We start from the raw sequence: 15871 nt of genomic DNA, 5'->3' as shown, positions 1-15871 counted from the left end.
TCCTAGTTCCAGTAAGGGCGCGGTCTTTATCTACCGCGCCCGGCGCATCAGACGGCGAAGAGCAGGAATTCCCGCTCCCACGAACTGATGACGCGCTTGAAGTTTTCATGCTCGGCCCGCTTGACCGCGACGTAGCCTGTGATGAATTTCTTGCCCAGGTATTTCTCGATGGTCTTGCTGTTTTCCATCCGCTCCAGGGCGTCTTCGATGGTCAGCGGCAGGCGCAGGTTGCGGCGTTCATAACCACGACCGACCACCGGCGCGCTCGGGTTGAGGCCTTCGACCATACCGATGTAGCCACACAGCAGGCTTGCCGCAATCGCCAGGTAAGGGTTGGCGTCGGCGCCCGGCAGGCGGTTTTCCACACGGCGGTTCTGCGGGCCGGCATCCGGGACCCGCAAGCCGACGGTGCGGTTCTCTTCGCCCCATTCAACGTTCACCGGGGCCGAGGTGTCCGGCAGGAAGCGGCGGAACGAGTTGACGTTCGGCGCGAACAGCGGCAACAGCTCGGGAATCAGCTTCTGCAGGCCGCCGATGTGATGCAGGAACAGCTCGCTCATGGTCCCGTCTTCATTGGAGAAGACGTTCTTGCCGGTGGCGATGTCGATGATGCTCTGGTGCAGGTGCATGGCACTGCCCGGCTCGCCGGTCATGGGTTTGGCCATGAAGGTGGCCGCCACGTCGTGCTTGAGCGCCGCTTCGCGCATGGTGCGCTTGAACACCAGGATCTGGTCCGCCAGGGACAAGGCGTCGCCATGCCGGAAGTTGATCTCCATCTGCGCCGTGCCGTCCTCGTGGATCAGCGTGTCGAGGTCCAGCTCCTGCAATTCGCACCAGTCGTAGACGTCTTCGAACAACGGGTCGAATTCGTTGGCCGCTTCAATGGAGAAGGACTGGCGACCGGTTTCCGGGCGGCCGGAACGGCCGACCGGCGGCTGCAACGGATAGTCCGGGTCGTCGCTGCGCTTGGTCAGGTAGAACTCCATTTCCGGCGCCACGATCGGCTGCCAGCCTTTTTCGGCATAGAGTGCCAGGACCTTCTTGAGCACGTTGCGCGGCGACAGCTCGATGGGGTTGCCCTGCTTGTCATAGGTGTCGTGGATCACCTGGGCGGTGGGCTCGATGGCCCAGGGCACCACATACACCGCATTGCTGTCGGGGCGGCAGACCATGTCGATGTCGGCCGGGTCGAGCAGTTCGTAATAGATGTCGTCTTCGACGTAGTCGCCGGTCACCGTCTGCAACAGCACACTCTCAGGCAGACGCATGCCTTTTTCGGCGATGAACTTGTTGGTCGGCGAGATCTTGCCCCGGGTGATGCCGGTGAGGTCGGCAATCATGCATTCGACTTCTGTGATCTTGTGGTCTTTCAACCAATCGGTGAGCTGGTCGAGGTTGTTACTCATAAGTGCCTCTGGGTTGGGGTTCCTGACGTCTATTATCGGTCAGGCGTTCCTGGACGTATCGACTTCGCGCTGTAAAACCCGCTTTCGACAGGCATCGCCGAAAGCCTGGAAGATCGCCAGGTAGACCGGGTTGCTCGTGACCTGCCATTCCGGGTGCCATTGCACCCCTAAAGCAAAAGCCTTGCCTTCGACCACCGAGACCGCCTCGATCAGGCCGTCCGGTGCCGTGGCTTCGACGCGCAACCCCGGTGCCAGGCGGTCCACGCCCTGGCTGTGAATCGAGTTGACCTGGAATTGCGTCGGCAGCCCGAGACCCGCCAGTACGCCGCCGGGTTGAACCTGCATGGCATGGGCCGGACCGTACTGTACGTCCAGTGGCTGGGACTCGTCTTCACGATGATCCATGAAGGTTCCAACCTCATGAACCTTTTGATGCAGGCTGCCGCCGAAGGCCACGTTCATTTCCTGGAAGCCCCGGCAAATACCGAGCACGGGAATGCCCGCGGCGACGGCGGCACGGATCAGCGGGAGGGTGGTGCGGTCGCGTGCAGAATCATGAGCAGTGCCCGGCGCGCTGGCCGGACCGCCGTACAAATGCGGTTCGACGTTGGACGGAGAGCCGGTAAACAGGATTCCATCCAGGCCGTCGAGAATATCGGACGGCTCGAACAGCTCGGCCAGGGCCGGAAGGATCAGCGGCAGCCCTTTGGCTGCGACGGCGACAGCACGGACATACTTGTCGCCACTGATGTGATAAGCATGCAAACCGATCTGTTTGGAGCATGCGGTAACGCCGATCAACGGCAGGCGAGACATGTAGCACCCCGGTATTATTGCTGTTATGGGTTTCAATCGAGCTTAGCCTTGTTCATTTTTTTACACAACACCCCCGTAAAAAATACAACACGGCCCGCTCAAGCCCGCGGTGCCGGAGAGCGTCCGGTGCAAAAAATTGCCCCAAAAGGCCGCAAAAAAGCCCCTTGAGCGCTTTTTCAGGGCAAAAAAGGCCTCGCTTGACTTCGGCATGCCGTTCGGGTTGACTGAAACCAGAAAAGATCAATGATTGATATTTTTAACAACAAAGGTGTTGCATCATGTCGGTACCCCCGCGTGCCGTTCAGCTTAACGAAGCGAACGCGTTCCTTAAGGATCATCCTGAGGTTCTGTACGTAGACCTTCTAATTGCGGATATGAATGGTGTGGTGCGCGGCAAGCGCATCGAACGCACCAGCCTCCACAAGGTTTACGAGAAAGGCATCAACCTGCCTGCCTCTCTATTTGCCCTGGATATCAACGGCTCGACGGTGGAAAGCACCGGCCTGGGTCTGGATATCGGTGATGCTGACCGAATCTGTTATCCGATCCCCGACACCCTGTGCAATGAACCTTGGCAAAAGCGCCCGACCGCGCAGCTGCTGATGACCATGCACGAACTCGAAGGTGAACCTTTCTTCGCCGACCCTCGCGAAGTCCTGCGGCAAGTCGTGAGCAAGTTCGACGAACTCGGCCTGACCATCTGCGCCGCGTTCGAGCTGGAGTTCTACCTGATCGACCAGGAGAACGTGAACGGTCGCCCACAACCGCCCCGCTCGCCGATCTCCGGCAAACGCCCGCACTCGACACAGGTCTACCTGATCGACGACCTCGACGAATACGTCGACTGCCTCCAGGACATCCTGGAAGGTGCGAAAGAGCAAGGCATCCCGGCCGACGCCATCGTCAAGGAAAGTGCCCCGGCGCAGTTCGAAGTGAACCTGCACCACGTGGCCGACCCGATCAAGGCCTGCGACTACGCGGTATTGCTCAAGCGCCTGATCAAGAACATCGCCTACGACCATGAGATGGACACCACCTTCATGGCCAAGCCTTACCCGGGCCAGGCGGGCAACGGACTGCACGTCCATATCTCGATTCTCGACAAGGAAGGCAAGAACATCTTTGCCAGTGAGGATCCCGAGCAGAACGCCGCGCTGCGTCACGCGATCGGCGGTGTGCTCGAGACCCTACCGGCACAGATGGCCTTCCTCTGCCCGAACGTCAACTCCTACCGTCGTTTCGGCGCACAGTTCTACGTGCCGAACTCGCCGTGCTGGGGCCTGGACAACCGGACGGTGGCGATTCGCGTACCGACCGGCTCGTCCGACGCCGTGCGTATCGAACACCGGGTTGCCGGTGCCGATGCCAACCCGTATCTGTTGATGGCTTCGGTCCTGGCAGGCGTGCACCACGGCCTGACCAACAAGATCGAGCCGGGCGCTCCGGTGGAAGGCAACAGCTACGAGCAGAACGAGCAGAGCCTGCCGAACAACCTGCGTGATGCCCTGCGTGAGTTGGATGACAGCGAGATCATGGCCAAATATATCGATCCGAAATACATCGATATCTTCGTCGCCTGTAAAGAGAGCGAGCTGGAGGAGTTCGAACACTCCATCTCCGACCTCGAGTACAACTGGTACCTGCATACCGTGTAAGCGCTTGAAGCAATAAAAAGAACGCCGCCGGCCTTGGGCCTGCGGCGTTTTTTTATGCCCGCCTGCCAGCGATGCGGACTCACAGACACCACACCAGCGTCCTCGCGTACAATGCCCGCTGCCCTTGCCGGAGAACCCCATGACCCGCCCCGCCACCGCTCGCAAACCCCGCGCACGCAGCCAGGCCCGGATCGACTCGATCCTCGACGCCGCGCGCACCTTGCTTGCCGCCGAAGGCGTGGCCAGTCTGTCGATCTACAGCGTGGCGGAACGGGCCGAGATCCCGCCGTCCTCGGTCTATCACTTCTTCGCCAGCGTCCCGGCCCTGCTCGAAGCCCTGACCAACGATGTCCACGCGGCGTTCCGCGCCACCCTGCAGGCGCCCATCGACCACCAGGCCCTCACCAGCTGGCGCGACCTGTCACGGCTGGTGGAGCAGCGGATGCTGAATATCTACGAGGAGGATGCCGCGGCGCGTCAGTTGATCCTTGCGCAGCACGGCCTGACCGAAGTGACCCAGGCCGACCGTCAGCACGACATCGAACTCGGCGACCTGATGCACAAGCTGTTTATCCGGCATTTCGAATTGCCGACACTGCCCAAGGAAGTCGATGTGTTCGCCCTGGCGATGGAGCTGGGGGATCGGGTCTATGCGCGCTCGGTGCAGTTGCACGACCAGATCACGCCGCGCATGGCGGAGGAAGGCATGCGGGTGTTCGATGCCTACCTGGGGTTGTACCTGCCACCCTATCTGCCCCGACGCGAACACCCGCTCTGACCCTCAGGGTCAGAACGGTGCATCACCGAGAATGGTCGCCCGGTGCATCACCCGCCGATTCGGCCGGTAATCGTCCACCGCGTAATGCTGGGTCACGCGGTTGTCCCAGAATGCCACGTCATGCTCCTGCCAGCGCCAGCGAATGGTGAACTCCGGGCGCGTCCCATGGGCGAACAGCAACTTGAGAATCGCCTCGCTCTCCGCCTCTTCCAGCTCATTGATCCGTGTGGTGAAACCCTCATTGACGAACAGCGCCTTGCGCCCACTCACGGGATGCGTGCGGATCACCGGATGCGACAGCGGCGGGTTCTTCCTGCGGGTCTCCTCCCAGCGCGCCAGGTCCTCGGGCGTATTGCCGAAACGCTCGACAGGAAACGACTTGATGAAGTTGTGCGTCGCCGTCAGCCCGTCCAGCAACTGCCGCAACGGCGCCGACAAGGCTTCAAACGCCGCGATGCCACTGGCCCACAGGGTGTCGCCACCAAACGCTGGCAGCTGCTTGGCGCTGAGCACCGCGCCCAACGCCGGGGTCGGCAGGAAGGTCACGTCGGTGTGCCAGACCGCGTTGTCGCGCACGTCAGTCACCGCCGTGTCGAGGATCAGCACTTCGGGCTGCTCCGGCACGTTCGGGTAGATCGGATGAATATGCAGGTCGCCGAAATACGCCGCAAAGGTCGCCTGCTGCACCGGGTTCAACGGCTGGTTACGGAAGAACAGCACCTGATACTTGAGCAGTGCCTGCTGGATGGCGTCGCGATGTTCGACGGTCAACGGCCGGTTCAAGGTAACGCCGTCGATCTGCGCGCCCAGGGCGGCGCTCAGGGGAGTAATGGTCAGGCTCATGATCGATCTCTTCAAATACGCGCCGGGCTGTCGGCGTGGTCAATACCTTGCGGTCTGTCAGTGAGCCTGGCCGTGCCACGGCACCAGCTTGCGCTGCAGGGCGCGCAGGCCCATCTCCATGGCAAAGGCGATAAAGGCGATCACCAGGATCCCCAGCACCACCACATCGGTCACCAGGAACTGTGCCGCCGACTGCACCATAAAGCCCAGGCCACTGGTGGCGGCGATCAGTTCGGCGGCCACCAGGGTCGACCAACCGACACCGAGGCCGATACGCACACCGGTGAGAATGTCCGGCAAGGCGCTGGGCAGGATCACATGGCGAATCAGCTGGGCACGGGTGGCCCCCAGGGATTGCGCGGCCCGCAGCTTGGCCGGATCGACAGTGCGCACGCCGGTGGCCGTGGAGATGGCGATCGGGGCGAAAATCGCCAGGTAGATCAGCAGCACTTTCGACAGCTCACCGATCCCGCACCAGATCACGATCAGGGGCAGATAGGCCAGCGGTGGAATGGGCCGGTAGAACTCGATCAGCGGGTCGAAAATACCCCGGGCGATGCGGTTGTGGCCGATGGCGATACCCACGGGAATCGCGGTCAGCACCGCAAAGCCGAGGCCCAGGCCGATACGCCCAAGACTCGCGCCCAGGTGCTGCCAGAGGGTCGAGTCCATGTAGCCCTTGGTTGCCAGCAACCAGCCTTTTTCCAGCACAGCTCCAGGTGGCGGTAGAAACAATGGTTCGATAAGGCCCGCAGCGGTCACCGCCCACCAGAGCAGGACCAAGGTCAACAGGGTCAGCACACTGATCCAGCGCGTACTCAGGCTGCGGCGAACCGGTATGACTTTCGGTTTGCCCGCCAGCGTCACCGGCAATTCATAGCTGCTCATACGAACTCCTGCCGCTGGGCGGCGCTGCGTTGGGAGAACACACGAGCCAGCACGTGCTCGCGGGTTTCGATAAAACGCGGGTCGGACTTGATCGCCCGGGCCGATTCACCGGCGCTGTAGCGCTGGCCGAAATCCAGGCTCAGGCGTTCGACGATCTGCCCCGGATTCGGCGCCAGCAGAATCAGGTCAGTGGCGAGAAAAACCGCCTCTTCTATATCGTGGGTAATCAGGAACACCGGCTTGGCGGTGCGGCGCCAGACTTGCAGCAACAGCTCCTGCATCTGTTCGCGGGTAAAGGCATCGAGGGCGCCGAAGGGCTCGTCCATCAGCAACACCCGAGGGTCCGCCGCCAGGGCACGGGCCAGGCCGACACGCTGTTTCTGACCACCGGACAATTGCCAGATCCGACGCTTGTCGAAACCGGCCAGGTCCACCAGGGCGAGCATCTCCCGGGCGCGGCTTTCACGTTGCGGCCGGGGCACACCCGCCAGCTCCAGACCGAAGCCGACATTGGCCAGTACATCCTGCCAGGGCAATAGCGCGTCATCCTGGAACACCACGCCACGCTCGGCACTCGGGCCTTTGACGGGCACGCCGTCGAGGGTGATGCGCCCGGCGCTCGGCTCGACGAAGCCGGCGATCAGGTTCAACAGCGAGGTCTTGCCACTCCCCGAAGGCCCGAGGGCCACCAGCAGTTGCCGGGGGCCGAGGCTGAGGGAGATGTCCGCCAGCACCGGCTCGGCCGCGCCGGGGTACTGTGCGCTGATGCGCTCCAGCTGTAACAAGGCCATGACGGCGGCTCCTCGGCTGAATCAGTTGGTGATGAACTTGGCGCTGACATAAGGGGCGTAGTCCGGCAGCACGGCATCGACCTTGCCCTGCTCTTTCAGGAACGCGGCGGTGTCGGTGATGGCCTGGGCGGTCGGCTTGCCGAGAACGGTGACCTGGTCAGCCGCCAGCGGATAGACGTTGCCTTGCAGCAGCAGGGGAATATCAGACGCCTTGGCGCCAGAGAGCTTCACCAGCTTGTCGACATTGCCCTGGGTCGCCAGCCAGGCTTGCGGGTCCTTGCGGTACTGGGCGTAGGCATCCAGGGTGACCTTGGCAAAGGCCTTGACGATTTCCGGGTGCTTCTCGGCGAAGTCCTTGCGCACGATCCAGGCATCGAAGGTCGGCGCACCGAACTTGGCCAGCTCGCCGGACGTGATCAGCACCTTGCCGTTTTCCTTGGCCACGCCCAGGGCCGGGTCCCAGACGTAGGTGGCGTCGATATCACCGCGTTTCCAGGCGGCAATAATGGCCGGCGGCGCGAGGTTGAGAATCTGTACTTTCGAAGGATCGATATTCCAGTGCTTCAGGGCGGCCAGCAGGCTGTAGTGCCCGGTGGAGACAAAAGGCACGGCGACTTTCTTGCCGATCAGGTCCTGGGGCGATTTGATCCCGGAGCCGTCACGGGCCACCAGGGCTTCGGCACCGCCGATCTGGGTGGCGATCAGGAAGGTTTCCACCGGCACCTTGCGGGTGATGGCCGCCGTCAGCGGGCTGGAACCGAGGTAACCGATCTGCACATCACCCGAAGCGATGGCGGCAATGATATCGGCGCCGTTATCGAACTTGCGCCAGTCGATCTTCGCCTGTGTGGCTTTTTCATAAGCGCCGTCGGCCTGGGCGACTTTCGCCGGATCGACGGTGGTCTGGTAGGCCACGGTCACATCGGCAGCCTGGGCAAACCAACTGGCCCCGGCCAGGGACAAGGCCGCCAGAAGGCGGAGCGGAGCAGGGAGTTTCATGGGACAAGTTCCTCGACAGGCGACCGGGAATCGGCATGTAGAGAGACTAAATGATCTAAGAATCTTAAAATAAATAACTTATTTGCATTAGCTTATGAGTCAAAATATGACATGCGACAGCCGGCGGCCAGCGCTTGCAGCGCCAGCTCGTGTCTGCGGGACGCCGTACCATCAGACGCTCAGCGGAAAATCCGCAAAATAACTAAACCCGACGAATGAAGGCACGTTCCGCGTTTTTTCTTCTATGGTTCTTGGCACAGCAACATGTCAGCGGTCCGGCTTAATCAGCCAAATGCTGTAATAAATTGACGGGAGTGGCAGCGTTTAGCCATGATTGCGTCGCTTTTATGAACTTTCCTGTCCCTGAGAACAGCTCTCAAATACGGATTGTTCGAAAAAGGCTGCTACAAATACTTTTCAGAAATAAGTCTGGAGGCCGACAAAGACCTCAGGGCCGGGTAAATTCTCAGGCAGCTTATTCCTGAATCGTCTTAAAAAGAACGAAACAGTTCTTTTTGGGTTTATGAAGAATTTCATTACCCTGCAGGGACCAAATTTACGGCGAGTTAGACCAAAGTCTAGACGTGGTTTGTTACGATTGACTTGCCAGTCACGATCTGGTGCTAATCGCGCATCTGTGGCTACAAAGGGACGCTAGATCCCAGGCCAGGACACACAAAAATTAGAAATGAGAGGAGCTGTACCATGAAGAAGTCCACCTTGGCCCTAGCAGTGGCCGTAGGCGTTTTGGCGCAACACGCATATGCCGATGGGCAAGCGGATGCCAAAGGTTTTATCGAAGGCGCTACGTCGACCCTGGGTCTGCGTAACTTCTACATCAACACCGATAACCGTAGCGGCAAACCCGCTCAGAGCCTGTCCTCGGAATGGGGTCAAGGCTTTGATCTGCGCTTCAACTCCGGTTACACCCAAGGCACCGTGGGTTTCGGCCTTGATGTGATCGCCCTGACCGCTATCAAGCTGGACACCGGTGGTGGCTCCAACGGTGCGACCAAAACCAGCGCTGGTAGTACGCTGTTCCCGACTGAAGCCACTGACGGTAAAAACGCCCGCTCGGTCAATGACGCCAGCAGCCTGGGTCTGACCGGAAAAATGCGCGTTTCGCAGACCGAACTGAAGATCGGTACCCTGCTGCCAAATAACCCGGTGATCAAAGCCAACGACGGTCGTCTGCTGCCACAAACCTTCACCGGTGGCCAGATCACTTCGAACGAGATCAAGGACCTGAGCCTGACCCTTGGCCAGATCGAGAAAGCCAAGGGCCGTAACTCGACCAACGACGAAGACCTGTCGATTGCCGGTGCAAACGCCAGCTCGAACTACTCCGAGGGTACTGCGGGTCGGTTCAGCAACAAGTTCCTGTACGGCGGTGCTGACTACAAGATCACCAAGGATCTGGTCGCTTCGTACTACTACGGCGAGCTGAAAGACTTCTACTCGCAGAACTTCCTGGGTCTGGCACACAATTGGGCCATCGGTCCTGGCGTGCTGAAAAGCGACCTGCGCTACTACCGTAGCCGCGACAACGGTGCCAACGCCAACACCTCTGGCTACTTCACCACCGGTCTCTACGACAACAATGTCACCAAGGGCAAGGTCGACAACGACCTGTACAGCTACCTGGCCCTGTACTCGGTTGCCGGTCACACCTTCGGCGCTGGTTATCAGTACACCAAGGGCGACAGCGACTTCCCATGGTTGAACCAGGGTGACGGCTCGTCCAACAGCACCATCACCGACATGCAGATCCAGAAGTTCGCCCGTGCTGGCGAGCGTACCTGGCAAGCTCGCTACGCCTACGATTTCGCCAAGGTTGGCGTACCCGGCCTGACCGCTGGTGTGATTTACCTGCACGGCGACAATATCCAGACCACCGCTGGCAACCAGAGCGAGTGGGAACGCGATATCACCCTGGCCTACGTGATTCCTGAAGGCACCTTCAAGAACCTCGGTTTCGCCTGGAAAAACGCCATGTGGCGCACCAACTCGATCGTTGCAACTAGCGACCAGGACGAAAACCGTCTGATCGTAAGCTACACCATCCCGCTGTTGTAAGCGTGACGGTATAAATTGAGATCCACACTCAGCCCGGCGCAATGCCGGGCTGAGTGCTTCACGTACCGCTTAACACTACCTCTCAGCTTCGACTCGAACGCCAACCTTCGACATCACGGCGCCCGGCACCCCACTGAGTTACATCCCCTTAGCCCTCTCACAAGCTGTGGACAAGGTTGCTCCTGCGCCCGTCCGGCGTCCAATGAAGAAGTTTTTAATATTCAATTTCGATCTAGATAAATCGATATTTATTCTTTTTAAATAAACCCTGCAGCAGGCACAGTAGGCTCATCACGCACTCACCAGGAGCAGCACCATGAGCCTAAGACTCGGCGACATCGCCCCCGACTTCGAACAGGATTCCAGCGCCGGCACGATTCGTTTCCACGAGTGGCTCGGCGACAGCTGGGGCGTGCTGTTCTCCCACCCGGCGGACTTCACCCCGGTGTGCACCACGGAACTTGGCTTTACCGCCAAGCTCAAGGACGAATTCGCCCGGCGCGGCGTCAAGGCCATCGCCCTGTCGGTGGACCCGGTGGATTCGCACCACAAGTGGATCGAGGACATCAACGAGACCCAGCACACCGTGGTCAACTTCCCGATCCTGGCCGATGCCGACCGCAAGGTGTCCGATCTCTACGACCTGATCCACCCGAATGCCAACGACACCCTCACCGTACGCTCGCTGTTCGTGATCGATCCGAACAAGAAGGTGCGGCTGACCATCACCTACCCGGCCAGCACCGGGCGCAATTTCCACGAGATCCTGCGGGTGATCGACTCCTTGCAGCTCACCGATAACTACAAGGTGGCCACCCCGGCCAACTGGCAGGACGGTGACGAGGTGGTGATCGTGCCATCGCTCAAGGACGAAGACGAAATCAAGAAACGCTTCCCCAAAGGCTACCGCGCGGTGAAGCCGTACCTGCGCCTGACACCACAGCCCAACCGCTGAAACCGATTTTTACCGACTCACGATGCAGGGGTTTCAGGCCGTTTCGACGGCCTGTTTTTTTGCCTGGAAGAAAGCCATCCGCATATTCATTTAAAGAATAAACAAATGAAAAAATAAGATTTATAGATATATAAATCAGCTGATATGGTCTGTCCATCCCGGTGAGATCGCAGCCCGCGAATCGCCGACAAACGCTTAAGGAATTAGCCACATGCTGGTCGTCACACTTGGAGGAAGCCCCAGCCAGCGATCACGCTCCGGGGTACTGCTGGACCAGGCCAGGCGCTGGTTGATCGAACAAGGCGTGGAAGTGGTGAGTTACCAGGTCCGCGACTTCCCGGCCGAAGACCTGCTGCACGCACGCTTCGGCAGCCCGCAGATCATCGACCTGCTGCAACAGATCGAACAGGCCGACGGCCTGGTCATCGCCACGCCGGTGTACAAGGCTTCATTCTCCGGCGCCCTGAAAACCGTGCTCGACCTGCTGCCCGAACGCGCCCTGAGCCACAAGGTGGTGCTGCCCATGGCCACCGGCGGCAGCATCGCCCATATGCTCGCGGTGGATTACGCCCTCAAGCCGGTGCTGTCGGCGCTCAAGGCCCAGGAAATGCTCCACGGCATCTTCGCCGAAGACAACCAGATCGCCTATGGCGAAGGCAGCGCCCAGGCGCAGCTGGCCCCGGCCCTGGAACAACGCCTGAATGAGGCCCTGGAACAGTTCCACTGCGCCCTGGCACGACGTCCCAAGCCCCTGGACCCGACACTGCTCAACGACCGCCTGCTCACGGCTCGCTGGAGCATCTGAGCCGCTTTACCCGACATCGATGTACTGGCCTTACTCGCCCGCCAACGGGCCAGCAGGTGCAGCCAAAACCCTCACCGCAAAAAGGAGAGCGCCATGCGCACTGTCATTTTGCGTCGCGGTCTGGTCGCTCTGTTTGCTGCGGCTGTCACCTTCGGCGCCATTACTCAAGCTCAAGCCGAGACACTTCGGATCGGTTATCAGAAATACGGCACCCTGGTGCTGCTCAAGGCCAAGGGCACCCTGGAAAAACGCCTCGCGGCCCAGGGCGTGCAAGTGCAATGGACCGAGTTCCCCGGCGGCCCGCAACTGCTCGAAGGGCTGAACGTCGGTTCCATCGACTTCGGCGTGACCGGCGAAACACCGCCGGTCTTCGCCCAGGCCGCCGGTGCCGACCTGCTCTATGTCGCCTCGGAACCGCCGGCGCCCACCAGCGAAGCGATCCTGGTGCCCAAGGACTCGCCGATCAAATCGGTGCAAGAGCTCAAGGGCAAGAAGGTGGTCCTCAACAAAGGCTCCAACGTCCATTACCTGCTGGTCCGCGCCCTCGAAGACGCCGGCCTGAAATACAGCGATATCCAGACCGTGTTCCTCGCGCCGGCCGATGCCCGCGCCGCCTTCGAGCGTGGCAGCGTCGACGCCTGGGTCATCTGGGACCCCTACCAGGCCGCCGCCGAGCAACAGCTCAAGGCCCGCACCCTGCGTGACGGTACTGGCCTGGTGGACAACAACCAGTTCTACCTGGCGACCAAACCTTATGCGCAAAAACATCCGGAAGTGATCAAGGCCCTGGTGGAAGAAGTCCGCGCAGTAGGCGACTGGTCCAAGGCCAATCCCGAGGAAGTCACCACCCAGGTGGCACCGCTGCTCGGCCTGCCCGCCGACATCACCCGGATCTCGGTGAACCGCCAGGGCTATGGCGCGCAGTTCCTCACCCCGGAAGTGATCGCGGCGCAACAGAAAATCGCCGACAGCTTCTACCAGCTCAAATTGATTCCCAAACCGCTGAGCATCAAGGACGTGATCTGGACCCCGCCGGCGGCCGTTGCCAAAGCACTTTGAACCGTATTCCTTAGGAGACCACTCCATGAGCCTCAATATTTTCTGGTTCCTGCCTACCCACGGCGACGGCCATTACCTTGGCACCGCCGAAGGCGCTCGCGCCGTTGACCACGGTTACCTGCAGCAGGTGGCCCAGGCTGCCGACCGTCTCGGTTTCGGTGGAGTGCTGATCCCCACCGGACGTTCCTGCGAGGACTCCTGGCTGGTGGCCGCTTCGCTGATCCCGGTGACCCAGCGCCTGAAATTCCTGGTCGCCCTGCGCCCCGGAATCATCTCCCCGACAGTGGCGGCGCGCCAGGCCGCGACCCTCGACCGGCTGTCCGGCGGGCGCGCGCTGTTCAACCTGGTGACCGGCGGCGACCCGGACGAACTGGCCGGCGATGGCCTGTTCCTCAGCCACGAAGAGCGCTACCAGGCCTCGGTGGAATTCACCCGCATCTGGCGTCGTGTGCTGGAAGGCGAAACCGTCGACTATGACGGCCAGCACATCAGCGTCAAAGGCGCCAAGCTGCTCTATCCGCCGATCCAGCAACCGCGTCCGCCGCTGTACTTCGGCGGCTCGTCGGAGGCCGCCCAGGACCTCGCCGCCGAACAGGTGGAAATGGTCCTGACCTGGGGCGAACCGCCTGCCGCCGTTGCCGAGAAAATCGAGCAGGTCCGGGCCAAGGCCGCCAAGCTGGGGCGCACCGTGCGCTTCGGTATTCGCCTGCATGTGATCGTTCGTGAAACCAATGCCGAGGCCTGGCAAGCGGCGGACAAACTGATCTCCCATCTGGACGACGAGACCATCGCCCGCGCGCAGAAATCCCTGGCACGCTTCGACTCCGTCGGCCAGCAACGCATGGCCGCCCTGCACGGCGGCAGCCGCGACAACCTGGAAGTCAGCCCCAACCTCTGGGCCGGTGTCGGTCTGGTCCGTGGCGGTGCCGGCACGGCGCTGGTGGGCGACGGCCCGACCGTGGCCGCGCGGGTCAAGGAATACGCCGATCTGGGTATCGACACCTTTATCTTCTCCGGTTACCCCCACTTGGAAGAGTCATACCGAGTCGCCGAACTGCTGTTCCCGCACCTGGATATCGAACGTCCGGAACTGCCGAAAAGCGCCGGTTACGTCAGCCCCTTCGGTGAGATGGTCGCCAACGACATCCTGCCCAAAGCCGTGTCCCAGAGCTGAGGCCGGCCATGACGACCTTGACCAGACTTACCCACAAACTCGCGCCCTGGGCCCTGCCGGTGCTGTTGCTGGCGGTGTGGCAACTGTCGGTATCGGCCGGCTGGCTGTCGACCCGGATCCTGCCCGCCCCCAGCGCCGTGGTCGAAGCCGGCATCGCCCTGGTGAAGAGCGGCGATCTCTGGAAACACCTGGCCATCAGCGGCTGGCGCGCCGGTATCGGCTTTGCCATCGGCGGCAGCATCGGCCTGGCCCTGGGCTTTATCACCGGCCTGTCGAAATGGGGTGAACGCCTGCTCGACAGCTCGGTGCAGATGATCCGCAACGTGCCACACCTGGCGCTGATCCCGCTGGTGATCCTGTGGTTCGGCATCGACGAGTCGGCGAAGATTTTCCTGGTGGCCCTGGGCACCCTGTTCCCGATCTACCTCAACACTTATCACGGCATCCGCAACGTCGACCCGGCGCTGGTGGAAATGGCCCGCAGCTACGGCCTGTCCGGTTTCAGCCTGTTTCGCCAGGTGATCCTGCCAGGCGCCCTGCCCTCGATCCTGGTGGGTGTGCGCTTTGCCCTCGGCTTCATGTGGTTGACGCTGATCGTCGCGGAAACCATCTCGGCCAGTTCCGGCATCGGCTACCTGGCGATGAATGCCCGGGAGTTCCTGCAGACCGACGTGGTGGTGCTGGCCATCGTTCTCTACGCCGTCCTCGGCAAACTGGCGGACCTCGCGGCCCGCGGCCTGGAGCGGGTCTGGCTGCGCTGGCATCCGGCCTATCAAGTGAGCAAGGGCGGTGTGCAATGACGGCTCAACAACCTCCACGCCTGCTGCGGGGTATTCCGCTGGCGGTGCGCAACCTGCAAAAGACTTTCGGCCAACGCCAGGTGCTGCGGGAGATCGACCTGCATATCCCGGCCGGGCAATTCGTCGCGGTGGTCGGCCGTAGCGGGTGCGGTAAAAGCACCCTGCTGCGCCTGCTGGCCGGTCTCGACCAACCTAGCGGTGGTGAATTGCTGGCCGGTTCCGCCGCGCTGAGCGAGGCCCGCGAAGACACCCGGCTGATGTTCCAGGAAGCGCGTTTGCTGCCCTGGAAAAAAGTGATCGACAACGTCGGCCTGGGTCTCAAGGGCAACTGGCGACCGCAGGCGCTGGAAGCGCTGGAAGCCGTCGGCCTGGCGGACCGCGCCCATGAATGGCCGGCGGCCCTGTCCGGCGGCCAGAAGCAGCGTGTGGCCCTGGCCCGCGCCCTGATCCACAAACCGCGTCTGCTGTTGCTGGACGAGCCGCTGGGGGCCCTGGATGCCCTGACCCGGATCGAAATGCAGCAGTTGATCGAACGTCTCTGGCAGCAGCATGGTTTTACCGTGTTGCTGGTGACCCACGACGTCAGTGAAGCCGTGGCCATCGCCGATCGGGTGATCCTGATCGAAGACGGCCAGGTCGGCCTGGACTTGCACGTCGAACTGCCGCGTCCACGGGCGCGTGGCTCCCATCGCCTGGCGGCGCTGGAGACCGAAGTGTTGAACCGGGTGTTGTCGCTGCCGGGCGTACCGCCCGAGCCGGAACCTGTATCGCCCTTGCCCACGCAGTTGCGTTGGGCGCTGTAACCCATGCCTTGCCTACTCAATCC

At 61.4% G+C, this 15871-nt stretch carries 15 protein-coding genes; 9 read left to right on the top strand and 6 right to left on the bottom strand.

Annotated features, from left to right (window positions below):
- Positions 1 to 47 precede the first annotated feature (47 nt).
- The gene (locus HX830_RS30300) at positions 48 to 1406 is read right to left on the bottom strand and encodes a glutamine synthetase family protein (protein WP_177104377.1); all 1359 of its coding nucleotides are present in this window, start codon (positions 1404 to 1406) and stop codon (positions 48 to 50) included.
- A gap of 39 nt (positions 1407 to 1445) precedes the next feature.
- Positions 1446 to 2222 (bottom strand): gamma-glutamyl-gamma-aminobutyrate hydrolase family protein, encoded by a 777-nt coding sequence (locus HX830_RS30295; RefSeq protein WP_177104375.1) that lies wholly within the window; start codon positions 2220 to 2222, stop codon positions 1446 to 1448.
- Between the two features lie 278 nt (positions 2223 to 2500).
- On the opposite strand from HX830_RS30295, the gene HX830_RS30290 reads away from it, so the two are divergent.
- Both HX830_RS30290 and HX830_RS30285 read left to right on the top strand, forming a co-directional pair.
- A complete protein-coding gene (locus HX830_RS30290; protein ID WP_103495447.1) occupies positions 2501 to 3877 on the top strand; it encodes a glutamine synthetase family protein in 1377 nt (458 codons plus the stop codon).
- Between the two features lie 139 nt (positions 3878 to 4016).
- Positions 4017 to 4655, top strand: coding sequence for a TetR/AcrR family transcriptional regulator (locus HX830_RS30285; RefSeq protein WP_152741674.1), 639 nt, complete (start codon positions 4017 to 4019; stop codon positions 4653 to 4655).
- Positions 4656 to 4664: 9 nt separating this feature from the next.
- Here the strand turns inward: HX830_RS30285 and tauD are convergent, their stop codons facing one another.
- From tauD to tauA, 4 genes are read right to left on the bottom strand one after another with little or no spacing between them, the layout of a single operon-like run.
- A complete protein-coding gene (tauD, locus tag HX830_RS30280; RefSeq protein WP_177104373.1) occupies positions 4665 to 5498 on the bottom strand; it encodes a taurine dioxygenase in 834 nt (277 codons plus the stop codon).
- A 57-nt stretch (positions 5499 to 5555) separates the two neighbouring features.
- Entirely contained in the window at positions 5556 to 6386 is an 831-nt protein-coding gene (gene tauC / locus HX830_RS30275; protein ID WP_152741676.1) for a taurine ABC transporter permease TauC, read from the bottom strand.
- Positions 6383 to 7177: a taurine ABC transporter ATP-binding subunit gene (tauB, locus tag HX830_RS30270; protein ID WP_152741677.1), complete on the bottom strand. Its 795-nt coding sequence runs from the start codon at positions 7175 to 7177 to the stop codon at positions 6383 to 6385. Before tauB ends, tauC begins: the two co-directional genes overlap by 4 nt.
- Before the next feature lie 21 nt (positions 7178 to 7198).
- On the bottom strand, positions 7199 to 8176 hold the full coding sequence (tauA, locus tag HX830_RS30265) for a taurine ABC transporter substrate-binding protein (protein ID WP_152741678.1): 978 nt from the start codon (positions 8174 to 8176) through the stop codon (positions 7199 to 7201).
- A gap of 705 nt (positions 8177 to 8881) precedes the next feature.
- Here tauA and HX830_RS30260 point away from each other — a divergent pair.
- From HX830_RS30260 to ssuB, 7 genes are all read left to right on the top strand, one after another.
- Positions 8882 to 10252 carry an OprD family porin gene (locus HX830_RS30260; protein WP_177104363.1) on the top strand — a complete coding sequence of 457 codons (1371 nt, stop codon included), beginning with the start codon at positions 8882 to 8884 and terminating at the stop codon, positions 10250 to 10252.
- A 316-nt stretch (positions 10253 to 10568) separates the two neighbouring features.
- Entirely contained in the window at positions 10569 to 11207 is a 639-nt protein-coding gene (locus HX830_RS30255; RefSeq protein WP_103498913.1) for a peroxiredoxin, read from the top strand.
- A gap of 211 nt (positions 11208 to 11418) precedes the next feature.
- Entirely contained in the window at positions 11419 to 12012 is a 594-nt protein-coding gene (gene ssuE / locus HX830_RS30250) for an NADPH-dependent FMN reductase (RefSeq protein ID WP_177104361.1), read from the top strand.
- A gap of 93 nt (positions 12013 to 12105) precedes the next feature.
- A complete protein-coding gene (locus HX830_RS30245; RefSeq protein WP_177104359.1) occupies positions 12106 to 13071 on the top strand; it encodes a sulfonate ABC transporter substrate-binding protein in 966 nt (321 codons plus the stop codon).
- A gap of 25 nt (positions 13072 to 13096) precedes the next feature.
- Positions 13097 to 14245, top strand: a complete 1149-nt coding sequence (gene ssuD / locus HX830_RS30240) for an FMNH2-dependent alkanesulfonate monooxygenase (RefSeq protein WP_100942593.1) — start codon at positions 13097 to 13099, stop codon at positions 14243 to 14245.
- Positions 14246 to 14253: 8 nt separating this feature from the next.
- Positions 14254 to 15045: an aliphatic sulfonate ABC transporter permease SsuC gene (ssuC, locus tag HX830_RS30235; RefSeq protein ID WP_177104357.1), complete on the top strand. Its 792-nt coding sequence runs from the start codon at positions 14254 to 14256 to the stop codon at positions 15043 to 15045.
- Positions 15042 to 15848: an aliphatic sulfonates ABC transporter ATP-binding protein gene (ssuB, locus tag HX830_RS30230; protein WP_100942595.1), complete on the top strand. Its 807-nt coding sequence runs from the start codon at positions 15042 to 15044 to the stop codon at positions 15846 to 15848. Before ssuC ends, ssuB begins: the two co-directional genes overlap by 4 nt.
- Positions 15849 to 15871: the final 23 nt, after the last annotated feature.

Origin of the sequence: Pseudomonas gingeri (genome assembly GCF_013385425.1) — a bacterium.
Classification (GTDB): Bacteria; Pseudomonadota; Gammaproteobacteria; order Pseudomonadales; family Pseudomonadaceae; genus Aquipseudomonas; species Aquipseudomonas gingeri_D.
The sequence above is the reverse complement of the archived record's forward strand: the minus strand, read 5'-3'. Positions and strand labels throughout refer to the sequence as shown.

Bases quoted from the DNA above. Each gene is read 5' to 3' on its own strand.
- HX830_RS30300 (WP_177104377.1), bottom strand. From the start codon at position 1,406: ATGAGTAACAACCTCGACCAGCTCACCGATTGGTTGAAAGACCACAAG.
- HX830_RS30295 (WP_177104375.1), bottom strand. From the start codon at position 2,222: ATGTCTCGCCTGCCGTTGATCGGCGTTACCGCATGCTCCAAACAGATC.
- HX830_RS30290 (WP_103495447.1), top strand. From the start codon at position 2,501: ATGTCGGTACCCCCGCGTGCCGTTCAGCTTAACGAAGCGAACGCGTTC.
- HX830_RS30285 (WP_152741674.1), top strand. From the start codon at position 4,017: ATGACCCGCCCCGCCACCGCTCGCAAACCCCGCGCACGCAGCCAGGCC.
- tauD (WP_177104373.1), bottom strand. From the start codon at position 5,498: ATGAGCCTGACCATTACTCCCCTGAGCGCCGCCCTGGGCGCGCAGATC.
- tauC (WP_152741676.1), bottom strand. From the start codon at position 6,386: ATGAGCAGCTATGAATTGCCGGTGACGCTGGCGGGCAAACCGAAAGTC.
- tauB (WP_152741677.1), bottom strand. From the start codon at position 7,177: ATGGCCTTGTTACAGCTGGAGCGCATCAGCGCACAGTACCCCGGCGCG.
- tauA (WP_152741678.1), bottom strand. From the start codon at position 8,176: ATGAAACTCCCTGCTCCGCTCCGCCTTCTGGCGGCCTTGTCCCTGGCC.
- HX830_RS30260 (WP_177104363.1), top strand. From the start codon at position 8,882: ATGAAGAAGTCCACCTTGGCCCTAGCAGTGGCCGTAGGCGTTTTGGCG.
- HX830_RS30255 (WP_103498913.1), top strand. From the start codon at position 10,569: ATGAGCCTAAGACTCGGCGACATCGCCCCCGACTTCGAACAGGATTCC.
- ssuE (WP_177104361.1), top strand. From the start codon at position 11,419: ATGCTGGTCGTCACACTTGGAGGAAGCCCCAGCCAGCGATCACGCTCC.
- HX830_RS30245 (WP_177104359.1), top strand. From the start codon at position 12,106: ATGCGCACTGTCATTTTGCGTCGCGGTCTGGTCGCTCTGTTTGCTGCG.
- ssuD (WP_100942593.1), top strand. From the start codon at position 13,097: ATGAGCCTCAATATTTTCTGGTTCCTGCCTACCCACGGCGACGGCCAT.
- ssuC (WP_177104357.1), top strand. From the start codon at position 14,254: ATGACGACCTTGACCAGACTTACCCACAAACTCGCGCCCTGGGCCCTG.
- ssuB (WP_100942595.1), top strand. From the start codon at position 15,042: ATGACGGCTCAACAACCTCCACGCCTGCTGCGGGGTATTCCGCTGGCG.